This is a genomic window from Shimwellia pseudoproteus (assembly GCF_016415625.1).
GTDB lineage: Bacteria > Pseudomonadota > Gammaproteobacteria > Enterobacterales > Enterobacteriaceae > Shimwellia > Shimwellia pseudoproteus.
Genome location: NZ_WBXP01000001.1, coordinates 41873 through 53538 on the forward strand (window position 1 = coordinate 41873; position 11666 = coordinate 53538).

Genomic DNA, 11666 nt, shown 5'->3' on the forward strand with positions numbered 1-11666 from the left:
CTTTGGCCCTGCGTCGATTAACCCCCTCCGGGATCAGTGTGTTTTTTTAATGCGATGGAAAGAGTAAACAATGCAGCAGTTACAGAATGTTATTGAATCCGCCTTTGAGCGCCGCGCCGACATTACCCCGGCAAATGTAGATACCGTCACCCGCGAAGCGGTAAACCAGGTGATTGCCCTGCTGGATAGCGGTGCACTGCGCGTAGCCGAAAAAATTGAGGGCCAATGGGTCACCCACCAGTGGCTGAAAAAAGCCGTTCTGCTCTCTTTCCGCATCAACGATAACCAGGTGATGGAAGGCGCAGAAAGCCGCTATTTCGATAAAGTGCCGATGAAATTTGCCGACTACGACGAAGCCCGTTTCCAGAAAGAAGGCTTCCGCGTGGTGCCGCCGGCAGCGGCCCGTAAAGGTGCGTTTATCGCCCGTAACACCGTGCTGATGCCCTCCTACGTTAATATCGGCGCCTATGTTGACGAAGGCACCATGGTTGATACCTGGGCCACCGTTGGCTCCTGCGCGCAGATTGGTAAAAACGTTCACCTGTCCGGCGGCGTCGGCATCGGTGGCGTCCTGGAGCCGCTGCAGGCTAACCCGACCATCATCGAAGATAACTGCTTTATCGGTGCCCGTTCAGAAGTGGTTGAAGGGGTTATCGTGGAAGAAGGCTCCGTTATCTCGATGGGCGTGTTTATTGGCCAGAGCACCAAGATCTACGATCGCGAAACCGGTGAAATCCACTATGGCCGCGTACCGGCAGGTTCCGTGGTGGTTTCCGGCAGCCTGCCGTCTAAAGATGGCAGCTACAGCCTGTACTGTGCGGTGATCGTCAAGAAAGTTGACGCAAAAACCCGCGGTAAAGTCGGCATTAACGAACTGCTGCGCACCATTGATTGATCCCGTGGATCGCGTAGCATTGTGATCAAAAGGCGGGGTAACCCGCCTTTTTTGTCTCCGCCGCTGGCGTAAATCGGCTTTCGTGATAATTATTGATAATTCAGGGAAACAGTAGGGGAACCACGATGTACGATAATCTGAAAAGCCTGGGCATCAGTAATCCGGACGAGATCGACCGTTACAGCCTGCGCCAGGAAGCGAATAACGACATTCTGAAGATTTATTTCCACAAGGATAAAGGGGAGTTTTTCGCTAAAAGCGTAAAATTCAAATACCCGCGCCAGCGTAAAACCGTGCTGGCGGACGGTGGCGGCCAGGGCTACAAAGAGATCCAGGAAATCAGCCCAAATCTGCGCTACGTGATCGACGAACTGGATCAAATCTGCCAGCAGGATCGCAGCGAAGTCGATCTGAAACGCAAGATTCTTGACGATCTGCGCCACCTCGAAAACGTGGTCTCCCATAAGATAGCTGAGATCGAAGCCGATCTTGATAAACTGACCCGCAACAAATAATCGCCTGCCGCGGGCGCCTCAGGCCCGCGGTCTGTCAGCCGGATTCATCCAGCTGTAACGCCACATACAGCAACAGCCGATCATCGAAATTTCCCAGGTTCAGCCCGGTCAGCTCACCAATACGGTTCAGCCGGTATTCGAGGGTATTACGGTGAATAAACAACGCCTTTGATGTCGCCAGTGGCTGAACATTATGCCGAAACCAGGCTCGCAACGTGCGGCGCAGTAGGCCGTTATTATCCATCGCTTTTAGCTTTTCCAGCGGGCGCGCCAGTTCATTGGCCTGCCAGCCACCGCGCAGGCTATCTAGCAATACCGGCAGCATCAGATCCTGATAAAAATAGCTGCGCGTCTCCGGCATTCGCTGTTTACCGACCATCATCGTGGTACGGGCAGTACGGTATGAGCGGGCAATACTGCCCGGCCCGGTAAAAAAGTTACCCATTGCCACCCGGAAGCGCAACTGGCCCTGCTCTTCCATCCGGCTCAATAATTGCGTGACCCAGCGGCGGTGCTCATCGGCATCCCAGCGTCCAAACGGGTTGAGTGCCGGTTTCAGTACCACCATCTCAGACAGGGAGACAATCGCCACCAGGTTATTGCGCTCAGGAACGGTCAGGGCATTTTGCAATCCCTGAAGTTCATCCATGGCGCTGTCGACACCGAGCTGGCCGCTGTCCACCTCCACCACTGCCGCCACCCGGGGCTGGTTAAGATCGATTCCCAGCCGCTGCGCCCATTCCGCCAGCGCCGGTGAATTGTTTTCATCCTCGATCAGGTTCATGACCAGCTCTTCACGCAGGCGGCTGTCCTGGGCCAGCAAATTCATCAGCCGCGACTGCTCAAGCATCATTTCTGCCGTCATACATACCAGCTCGCCGTATTTACGCAGGGAGGCGGGCTCTCCGGTCAGGCCGATAACCCCGACAATATCCCCTTCCAGCCGCAGCGGCAGGTTAATGCCCTGGCGCACCCCGTGCAGATGGCGGGCTACCGCATCATCAATGTCCACCACCCGCCCCTGGGACAGCACCAGCAGTGCCCCTTCATGCAATTCGCCAATACGCGCCGGATCACCACTGCCGATGATCCGTCCGCGGGCATCCATCACATTGATATTCGTGTCAATAATACGCATGGTACGGGACACTATCTCCTGGGCCATTTTGGTATCGAGGTGCCAGATTGCCATTAAAGGTTCCTTTTCCTGGGGGAGAAACAGCAGGATACCTGTCGGAAAGGGGCAAAACATTGTGCAACTGCACAAAGCGCAGGAAGGGGTATTAAGGTTGGGGGAGTGAGCGCGAGCCGCCGGATGCGCGATAACCAAAAAAAGGGGCCGCATCCTGCGGCCCGACGATATAAACGCTACACAACTACACGGAGAACAGCATTACTGCATCAGCAGGTAAATTGAGGTATCGCCACGCTGCACATTCAGCGCCAGAACCGAAGGTTTGGACTCGATAATTTTGCGCAGCTCGGCAATGTTATTCACCGGCTGCTGGTTAGCACCGACAATCACATCCCCTTTCTTCAGGCCAATACGCGCCGCCGGTGAGTTCGCCTTCACGCTGTTCACCATTACGCCACGCTGATCCTTACCGCTGCGATTGGCCATCTCGGCCCCTTCGATACCATCAAAGATGGTGGCAGAGTCAACCTGTGTCTGTTTGCTCTGTTGCAGCTCAAGGTTCACGCTCACTGGCTTACCGTCGCGCAACAGGCCCAGTGTCAGCTTGCTGCCCACCGGCATGGTCCCGACTTCAGCACGCAGCGCCGCAAAGCTGTTGATCGGTTTGCCGTTTAGCGAAGTTATCACATCACCGGCTTTCACCCCCGCTTTGGCGGCGGAAGAGTTGGCCATCACCTGGCTGACAAACGCACCGCGCTGGGCATCAACCTTCATGGCTTTCGCCAGTTCAGAATTCAGTTCGGTCCCCATGATCCCCAGCTCGCCGCGGCGCACCTGGCCGTATTCCACCATCTGGGTGGTGAGGTTTTTCACCATATTGCTCGGGATCGCAAAACCGATACCGATGTTGCCGCCGTCCGGGGCAAGGATAGCGGTATTAATACCGATCAACTCACCGTTGAGGTTAACCAGCGCACCGCCGGAGTTACCGCGGTTAATCGCCGCATCGGTCTGGATAAAGTTTTCGTAGTTTTCCACATTCAGGCCACTACGGCCCAGGGCGGAGACAATCCCGGAAGTAACGGTTTCCCCCAGCCCATACGGGTTACCGATCGCCACCGTATAATCACCTACCCGCAGCGCATCAGAGTCCGCAATCTTAATCGCGGTCAGGTTTTTCGGGTTTTGCAGTTGGATGAGCGCAATATCAGAGCGGGGATCTTTACCCACCACTTTGGCATCGAACTTACGCCCGTCGCTGAGCTGAACCTTGATAGTGGTGGCATTGTCCACCACGTGGTTGTTGGTCACCACATAGCCTTTCGCGGCATCAATGATCACACCAGAGCCGAGGGCGGCAAATTTCTGTTGCTGCTGGCCGCCACCGCCACCAGGTCCCCCCTGGCAGAACGGTGAATTCTGGAACGGCGATCCGTCCTGGCAGAACGGCGAGTTATCACCGAAGAATTGCTGGAAGTTGCGGGACATCTGCGGCGAATTCACCGCGGTGCTCCCCTCAACGTTAATACTCACGACTGAGGGCATCACTTTATCCAGCATCGGGGCCAGGCTCGGCATTGGCTGTGCGGCCGATGTGGCGGTTACCGAAGATGCAGTTTCGGCGGCAAAAGCCGAGACCGGTGCCAGAACCAGACTCAAACTAAGCGCCAGTGCGCTCATAGCAAATGTTGTTTTTTTCATCTGTGCAGTCTCTATTACAGGTGTTTCCAAAAATGCTGTGTACGTGATTATCAGATTCACGTTATAGCGCGAAGTTCCCGGCAAGACTTTCTGCAAAAAGTAAAAAATTATTGGCCTTCTTTACAAAACCAATCAAAATATTGGCATCCTGCCTTTTCTATCCCGGGGAACGCGAAGAAAATCGATAAAATAACATTGTCTGGCCACGGGTAGCACCGGCAACGTTATTTAGAATAACTATGAAAAATAACCTAAAGCCTACCGGCCCGCCCGTTACTCTACCGCCATCAGTTTACGATACTCATCCCAGGCGTAGAGATCCGTCATACCGCTGATATAATCCTGAATCAACCGACAACGATAGTAATATTCCTGCGCAGGAAAATCACTGGCTGTATTATCCAGATTATTTATCGCCTCGATATATGCCAGCCGGTGGCGGCTGGATAATTTATGAAATAATCTGGAAGCAATCGGAAACGCCCGTACGGTTTCGTGCTCCACCAGCAGACTAAAGTCTGCTAACGGCATGTTTAATAACAGACTATAGATATCAAGCAGCCCGCTTATCACGCGATAGCCTTGTAATTCCAGCTGTTCAACATCCGGATGGTTAAACACGTTCTGCATCGCTACCTGTTTATATACCCCTAACAAACGGCTACAGCCGCCGCCATCTTCCAGCAGTCCCTGGTTAAATGACCCTGTATAAATCTCGGCCAGGTTGTCAATAAACCGCTGAGCGGCATAGGGGGCCAGCGCATTTAGCGTATTAACCCGCAAATACATAAAGAACTGGTCTTCAGCAATACGGCTGGACAAGCTGGTGCGTGACTTATCCCAGGCATTTACCACCACCTGGCTAAATAGATCGCCGGGGGTAACCTCTCCCCAGGCCTGGGATAAATGCTGGAATAGCCGTTCCGTAGTAAATATCCGTTTCTCTACGGCATCTTCTAAATCCGCCACGCAATAAGAGATATCGTCAGCGGCTTCCATTATCCACGCCAGTGGGTAACGGCTGTATTCTTCCAGGGCAAGTTCTTTACGTAACTGGACAATATAATCCGCCTCGGAGAGATAAAACCCGGGCTTTTTCATTAAATAGCTATGGCTTTCCGGGATGGCTCCGCTAAACCAGGCCGGACGGGTATATTTGAGGATCCCCCCCACCTGCGCCCAGGTCAGGTTCATTCGCAACAAGCTATGTACCAGACGAATCCCCTGGGCATTGCCTTCAAAATGGCACAGATCCTGGCGGATATCGCGCCGTAAACGGTTGAGCTGCTCCTCCCCTTCCCGGCAGCGTAATGCCTCGACCTGGCAGCGATCTTCACTTTGGGGATACAGCCCGGCATCGTCGGGATACAGGCGCTGGCGGAACCAGTCATTAATGGCCGCCTCACCGAAATGCCCAAAAGGCGGGTTGCCGATGTCGTGCATCAGACAGGACATTTCGACGATACTTTCAAATGGCGCGCTCAGCTCGCTCAGGCCATAGCGCTCCAGCTCCCCCAGGGCTTTGAGGCGGCTGAGAACTTCTTTGGCAATGTAGCGCCCCACTTGCTGTACTTCCAGAGAGTGGGTCAGACGGGTGCGTACTGCCGCATTGCGCTCCAGCGGGAAGACCTGGGTCTTCTGTTGTAACCGCCGGATGGCCGGAGAGTTGATGATTCGCCCGCGATCGCTTTCGAAGATACGCAGAATTTCATGCTCGTTCTTTTCCCCTTCCGGTGAGCGAAAACAACGATGCCAGTTAATTTTGCAGCGAAAATCAATCTTCCCCATGGATGCTCCTGTTGTTATCTGCCCTGATAGCCTGCCATGATAGACTATGTCCTGAAAATTAAATTTTGTCCCGTAATAAGGCGAGTATATCTATGAAAGTAGGCATCATTGGCGCAATGGAAGAAGAAGTTACGCTACTGCGTGACAAAATCGACAACCGTCAGACGTTGACACTGGCCGGTTGTGAAATTTATACCGGTACCCTGAACGGCACCGACGTGGCACTGCTGAAATCCGGCATTGGTAAAGTCTCTGCCGCGATGGGTGCCACCCTGCTACTGGAACATGCCAAACCCGATGTGATAATCAATACCGGCTCTGCGGGTGGCCTGGATGCATCACTGAAAGTGGGCGATATTGTGGTTTCTGATGAGGTCCGTTACCACGATGCGGACGTTACCGCCTTTGGCTATGAAATTGGCCAGATGGCCGGCTGCCCGGCGGCGTTTCATGCCGATCCGGCGCTGATCAGCGCGGCGGAAGCCTGCATCCGCGAGCAGAACCTCCATGCGGTACGCGGCCTGGTGATCAGTGGCGATGCCTTTATTAATGGTTCGGTAGCGCTGGCAAAAATTCGCCATAACTTCCCGAAAGCCATTGCCGTAGAAATGGAAGCCACCGCTATTGCCCACGTCTGCCATAACTTCGGCACCCCTTTTGTGGTGGTGCGCGCGATTTCCGACGTCGCGGATCAGCAGTCACATCTGAACTTTGATGAGTTCCTGGCCATCGCCGCTAAACAGTCCACCGTGATTGTTGAAGCCCTGGTACAGAAACTGGCCCGTGGCTAAATACTGCCTGCAGCGCGCGCTCTGCGCGCTGTTACTCTTTTCCAGTTGCCTGTGGGCCGCCCCCCGGGTCATCAGCCTGTCGCCGGGCAATACCGAACTGGCCTTCGCCGCCGGGATCACCCCGATAGCGGTTAGCGCCTGGTCTGACTATCCCCCAGAGGCCCGCCAGATTGAACAGGTTGCCAGCTGGCAAGGGGTCAATGTTGAACGTATCCTCGCCCTGAAGCCGGATGTGGTGCTGGCGTGGCGGGGCGGTAACCCCCAGCGCGCCATCGATCAGTTACAGTCCCTTGGGGTTCATGTTATCTGGATTGACGCCCATAATATTGACCAGATTGCCGCGGCCCTGCGCCAGCTCGGCAGCTGGAGCCCGGCCCCGGAAAAAGCCCGCCAGGCCGCAGACGATTTGCTCCACCAGTGGCAAACACTCAAAACAGAGTACGCCTCTGTTTCCCGGCCGACGCGGGTATTTATGCAATTTGGCGAAACCCCCATGTTTACTTCCGGGGCGGGATCGTTACAAAACGATATTCTCGCGGTCTGCGGTGGTAAAAATATCTTTGCCGACAGCAACGTTCCCTGGCCCCAGGTCAGCCGGGAACAGGTGCTAATGCGCAAGCCTGAGGCGATCCTGACCACCGGCGGCCAACAAAAAATCCAGGTGATCTCTCATTTCTGGAGTAATCAGCTCCCGGTACCGATAATTAGCGTAAATGACGACTGGTTCGAACGGGCTGGTCCGCGTATTATCCTCGCCGCAAAACAGATATGCGCTGCACTGGCGCAGTGAGATTCGGGGATTTTTTGTCATGCTGGTCTATTGGCTGGATATTATAGGCACCGCCGTATTTGCCATCTCAGGCGTTCTGCTGGCCGGGAAACTGCGCATGGACCCTTTTGGCGTTCTGGTACTCGGGGTGGTAACCGCCGTGGGCGGCGGGACCATTCGCGATATGGCCCTCGATAACGGGCCGGTATTCTGGGTAAAAGATCCCACCGATTTAGTGGTTGCCATGGTGACCAGCATGATGACCATTCTGCTGGTGCGCCAGCCGCGCCGGTTACCAAAATGGATCTTACCGGTGCTGGACGCGGTGGGCCTGGCGGTGTTTGTCGGTATTGGGGTTAATAAGTCATTCCTCGCCGCAACCGGCCCGCTAATTGCGGTGTGTATGGGGGTATTGACCGGGGTCGGCGGCGGGATAATCCGCGACGTGCTGGCCCGGGAAGTCCCGATGATCCTGCGCACCGAAATCTACGCCACCGCCTGTATTGTCGGCGGTATTGTCCACGCTGTGGCCTGGGACACGTTCAATGTACCGCTCGAACAGGCCTGTATGTTGGGAATGGCCTGCACGCTGGCTATCCGTCTGGCGGCGATTCGCTGGCGCCTGAAACTGCCAACCTTTGCCCTGGAAGATCGCCAGTAATGGCGGGCATCCGCCCGATTTTCGCCATAAAAAAGCCGCGTCATAACGCGGCTTTTTTGCGGATGTCATCCGGACAACTTAAATACTGAATGAAGAACCGCAACCACAGGTGCTGGTGGCATTCGGGTTATTCACCACAAAGCGTGAGCCTTCCAGGCCTTCAGTATAGTCAACCGAACCACCGACCAGATATTGCAGGCTCATCGGATCAACCACCAGGCCAACCCCCTGCTTCTCGATAGTCATATCGCCATCATTAATCTGATCGTCAAAGGTAAAACCATACTGGAACCCGCTGCAACCGCCGCCGGTGATATAGACCCGCAATTTCAGGTTCGGATTGTCTTCATCAGCAATCAGGCTTTTCACTTTCGAGGCTGCGGCGTCGGTAAATTCCAGGGGCAGCGCTACGTCATCACTCATTTTTTGCTCCAAACTTGTCTTAGTATCGGACAAAGATTGCCCCGATTTTTATGGGCATTATCTAATACCCTGGTAAATCGTTCAAGTATTCTGCCCCTGGGGTGCTGCCGGTGCCACCGGGGCTTGCTGCTGTTGCTGCGCCTGCTGTTTGGCCAGCGTTCTGGCCAGAATAGCCGAATACAGTGGCTTACCGCCGAGGAATTGCGCCAGCAGTGTCGCCCCCAGGCAGGTAATAATCATTGGCAGAATGAGCTGATAATTATCGGTCATCTCCAGCACCAGCACGATCCCGGTCAGCGGGGCGCGCACCGATGCGGCGAACAGCGCCCCCATACCGGCAATAGCAAAGGTGCCCACCGCCAAATGATAGCCCGGAAACCATAGCGCGCATAGCATCCCGAAGGCGGTGCCAAATAACGTCCCCAGCGCCAGCATCGGGGCAAAAATCCCCCCCGGGGCACCCGAGGCAAAACAGAGCAGCGTGGTAATAATACGGGCAATAAAAATAAACAACAGCAGGCCAACGCTATAGTTCCCCGCGGCCGCGATGGGGATCAGGTTAAAACCGCCCCCGGCGGCGGCCGGTTCCACCAGCGCGAGTACCCCGCAGATACCGCCGATAATCCCCCCCACCAGCACCCATTTTTTAATCTCGCCGCCGTGGATCCGCTGAAACAGATCCTGGGTGCGGAAAATCAGCGTGTTAAATACCGGGCCGACCACACCAAAAATCATGCCGAGGATCAGGTACAGCCACAGGGTGTTAACCGGTGCATCCCCCAGCTTGCCAACGTCAATGACCGCATTCTGGCCATTAAACCAGCGGAACACTACGCACGCCGTAATAACCCCGGTAAAAACCGCCTTAATGGAAATCAGGTTGTAGCGGAACTGCGGGCGCATCTCTTCGAGGATAAACAAGATCCCCGCCAGCGGGGCGTTAAAGGCCGCAGTCAGACCGGCAGCAGCACCGGTAGCCAGTAGCGTGTGGCGTGCCTCTGCCCGGCGGACGCGAAAGATATCGAGGATCATCCGCCCGACATTACCGCCGAGTTGTACCGTGGGCCCTTCACGGCCCAGCACCATCCCGGCCCCCAGGGTCCCCATCCCGCCGATAAACTTCACCGGGATCACGCGCCACCAGCGCACCGGACGCAACTCTTCCAGGGCCCCTTCAATTTCAGGAATACCCGAGCCCCCCGCTTCCGGGGCAAAACGCCTGACCAGATAGTAGCCCACCATCGCCAGCACCGCCGACAGCAAAAAAGCCAGCGGCCACAGCAGTACGCCGTAATCCACCACACCGGCCAGCATATCCATGCGCAGGTATTGCACCCAACTGACGGCTTTCTCAAACAGGACCCCTACCAGACCGGCGACCGCACCCACCAGCGCGGCAAGTAACAAAATAGCCAGCGGTGTTTTATCCCGGTGCAGGATACGTCGGATAGCATCACCATGGCGCAGGCGCACGACCTGCCGCTGCTCGAACGAGGAATTATCAGGATTCATAGCAAGTAATCACAAATAGGTAATACAAATAGGCCCGGGCATTTTACCTGCCGGTTAGCGTTTCGTCGCGAATAAATTCCCGCCACCCCGGCCATTGCGGGTACAAACAATGTAACATTCGGGGGTAACGCGAGACGCGGCAATCTCGTAGAATGCCCAAATTACTTTTTTCAGGCAATCAGGAGCCCATTGATGAGTAAGTCAGAAAATCTGTACGCGCAAGCCCGCGAACTGATCCCTGGTGGGGTTAACTCACCGGTTCGTGCCTTTACCGGCGTGGGCGGTACCCCACTGTTTATCGAACGTGCAGACGGGGCTTACCTCTATGACGCCGACGGTAAAGCCTATATTGATTATGTTGGCTCCTGGGGCCCGATGGTACTGGGCCACAATAATCCGACAATCCGCAGTGCGGTGATTGATGCCGCCGAGCGCGGGCTGAGTTTCGGTGCCCCCACCGAAATGGAAGTGAAGATGGCAAAACTGGTCACGGACCTGGTGCCGTCGATGGATATGGTACGGATGGTAAACTCCGGTACCGAGGCGACCATGAGCGCGATTCGCCTGGCCCGCGGCTTCACCGGCCGGGATAAAATCATTAAGTTTGAAGGCTGCTACCACGGCCACGCGGACTGCCTGCTGGTGAAAGCCGGCTCCGGCGCCCTGACGCTCGGCCAGCCGAACTCTCCCGGTGTCCCGGCAGATTTTGCCCGCCACACCCTGACCTGTACCTACAACGATCTGGACTCTGTGCGCGCCGCGTTTACCCAGTATCCCGAAGATATCGCCGGTATTATCGTGGAGCCGGTGGCCGGTAACATGAACTGCGTTCCACCGCTACCAGACTTCCTGCCGGGGCTGCGCGCGCTGTGTGATGAGTTTGGCGCCCTGCTTATCATTGACGAAGTGATGACCGGTTTCCGCGTTGCACTGGGTGGCGCCCAGTCTTATTACGACGTGATACCGGATCTGACCTGCCTTGGCAAAATTATCGGCGGCGGGATGCCGGTAGGTGCCTTTGGTGGCCGCCGGGACGTTATGGAGGCCCTGGCCCCCACTGGCCCGGTCTACCAGGCCGGGACATTATCCGGGAACCCAATTGCCATGGCGGCGGGCTACGCTTGCCTGAGCCAGGTAGCCGAACCGGGCGTTCACGAAACCCTTGACGACCTCACCACCCGGCTGGCAAACGGCTTGCGGGAAGCGGCACAACAGGCGGGCATCCCGCTGGTGGTTAACCACGTTGGCGGCATGTTCGGAGTCTTCTTCACCAGCGCCGACAGCGTTACCTGCTACCAGGATGTCATGGCCTGCGATACCGACCGCTTTAAGCGCTTCTTCCACCTGATGCTCGACGCAGGAATCTATCTGGCGCCATCGGCTTTTGAAGCCGGTTTTATGTCTGTGGCCCACACCCAGGACGACATCAATAACACCATTGATGCCGCCCGCCGGGTATTTGCCAGCCTGTAATTG

Annotated in this window: 11 protein-coding genes; 6 read left to right on the top strand and 5 right to left on the bottom strand. The window is 55.7% G+C overall.

Annotated elements, in window-relative coordinates; all coding sequences use genetic code 11:
* Positions 1 to 70: 70 nt before the first annotated feature.
* Both dapD and F9C28_RS00200 read left to right on the top strand, forming a co-directional pair.
* A complete protein-coding gene (gene dapD / locus F9C28_RS00195; protein WP_199013085.1) occupies positions 71 to 895 on the top strand; it encodes a 2,3,4,5-tetrahydropyridine-2,6-dicarboxylate N-succinyltransferase in 825 nt (274 codons plus the stop codon).
* A 125-nt stretch (positions 896 to 1020) separates the two neighbouring features.
* The gene (locus tag F9C28_RS00200; RefSeq protein ID WP_199013086.1) at positions 1021 to 1410 is read left to right on the top strand and encodes a DUF3461 family protein; all 390 of its coding nucleotides are present in this window, start codon (positions 1021 to 1023) and stop codon (positions 1408 to 1410) included.
* Between the two features lie 34 nt (positions 1411 to 1444).
* On the opposite strand, the gene F9C28_RS00205 is transcribed toward F9C28_RS00200, so the two are convergent.
* The 3 genes from F9C28_RS00205 to dgt form a co-directional block, all read right to left on the bottom strand.
* Complete coding sequence (locus tag F9C28_RS00205; protein ID WP_199013087.1) at positions 1445 to 2602, bottom strand: CdaR family transcriptional regulator; 1158 nt, start codon at positions 2600 to 2602, stop codon at positions 1445 to 1447.
* A 201-nt stretch (positions 2603 to 2803) separates the two neighbouring features.
* The gene (gene degP, locus F9C28_RS00210) at positions 2804 to 4246 is read right to left on the bottom strand and encodes a serine endoprotease DegP (protein WP_199013088.1); all 1443 of its coding nucleotides are present in this window, start codon (positions 4244 to 4246) and stop codon (positions 2804 to 2806) included.
* A gap of 273 nt (positions 4247 to 4519) precedes the next feature.
* A complete protein-coding gene (gene dgt, locus F9C28_RS00215) occupies positions 4520 to 6034 on the bottom strand; it encodes a dGTPase (protein WP_199013089.1) in 1515 nt (504 codons plus the stop codon).
* A gap of 92 nt (positions 6035 to 6126) precedes the next feature.
* Here dgt and mtnN point away from each other — a divergent pair, with 92 nt between their 5' ends.
* From mtnN to F9C28_RS00230, 3 genes are read left to right on the top strand one after another with little or no spacing between them, the layout of a single operon-like run.
* Complete coding sequence (gene mtnN / locus F9C28_RS00220) at positions 6127 to 6825, top strand: 5'-methylthioadenosine/S-adenosylhomocysteine nucleosidase (protein ID WP_199013090.1); 699 nt, start codon at positions 6127 to 6129, stop codon at positions 6823 to 6825.
* Positions 6818 to 7615, top strand: a complete 798-nt coding sequence (btuF, locus tag F9C28_RS00225) for a vitamin B12 ABC transporter substrate-binding protein BtuF (RefSeq protein WP_199013091.1) — start codon at positions 6818 to 6820, stop codon at positions 7613 to 7615. The genes mtnN and btuF overlap by 8 nt, the downstream gene beginning before the upstream one ends.
* A gap of 19 nt (positions 7616 to 7634) precedes the next feature.
* Positions 7635 to 8255: a TRIC cation channel family protein gene (locus tag F9C28_RS00230; protein ID WP_199013092.1), complete on the top strand. Its 621-nt coding sequence runs from the start codon at positions 7635 to 7637 to the stop codon at positions 8253 to 8255.
* A gap of 78 nt (positions 8256 to 8333) precedes the next feature.
* Here F9C28_RS00230 and erpA read toward each other — a convergent pair whose 3' ends face one another.
* Positions 8334 to 8678, bottom strand: coding sequence for an iron-sulfur cluster insertion protein ErpA (erpA, locus tag F9C28_RS00235; protein WP_199013093.1), 345 nt, complete (start codon positions 8676 to 8678; stop codon positions 8334 to 8336).
* A gap of 81 nt (positions 8679 to 8759) precedes the next feature.
* Positions 8760 to 10190 carry a H(+)/Cl(-) exchange transporter ClcA gene (clcA, locus tag F9C28_RS00240; protein WP_199013094.1) on the bottom strand — a complete coding sequence of 477 codons (1431 nt, stop codon included), beginning with the start codon at positions 10188 to 10190 and terminating at the stop codon, positions 8760 to 8762.
* Between the two features lie 192 nt (positions 10191 to 10382).
* On the opposite strand from clcA, the gene hemL reads away from it, so the two are divergent.
* Complete coding sequence (gene hemL / locus F9C28_RS00245; protein ID WP_199013095.1) at positions 10383 to 11663, top strand: glutamate-1-semialdehyde 2,1-aminomutase; 1281 nt, start codon at positions 10383 to 10385, stop codon at positions 11661 to 11663.
* Positions 11664 to 11666: the final 3 nt, after the last annotated feature.

Bases quoted from the DNA above. Each gene is read 5' to 3' on its own strand.
- F9C28_RS00205 (WP_199013087.1), bottom strand. From the start codon at position 2,602: ATGGCAATCTGGCACCTCGATACCAAAATGGCCCAGGAGATAGTGTCC.
- F9C28_RS00230 (WP_199013092.1), top strand. From the start codon at position 7,635: ATGCTGGTCTATTGGCTGGATATTATAGGCACCGCCGTATTTGCCATC.
- degP (WP_199013088.1), bottom strand. From the start codon at position 4,246: ATGAAAAAAACAACATTTGCTATGAGCGCACTGGCGCTTAGTTTGAGT.
- hemL (WP_199013095.1), top strand. From the start codon at position 10,383: ATGAGTAAGTCAGAAAATCTGTACGCGCAAGCCCGCGAACTGATCCCT.
- dgt (WP_199013089.1), bottom strand. From the start codon at position 6,034: ATGGGGAAGATTGATTTTCGCTGCAAAATTAACTGGCATCGTTGTTTT.
- erpA (WP_199013093.1), bottom strand. From the start codon at position 8,678: ATGAGTGATGACGTAGCGCTGCCCCTGGAATTTACCGACGCCGCAGCC.
- clcA (WP_199013094.1), bottom strand. From the start codon at position 10,190: ATGAATCCTGATAATTCCTCGTTCGAGCAGCGGCAGGTCGTGCGCCTG.
- F9C28_RS00200 (WP_199013086.1), top strand. From the start codon at position 1,021: ATGTACGATAATCTGAAAAGCCTGGGCATCAGTAATCCGGACGAGATC.
- mtnN (WP_199013090.1), top strand. From the start codon at position 6,127: ATGAAAGTAGGCATCATTGGCGCAATGGAAGAAGAAGTTACGCTACTG.
- dapD (WP_199013085.1), top strand. From the start codon at position 71: ATGCAGCAGTTACAGAATGTTATTGAATCCGCCTTTGAGCGCCGCGCC.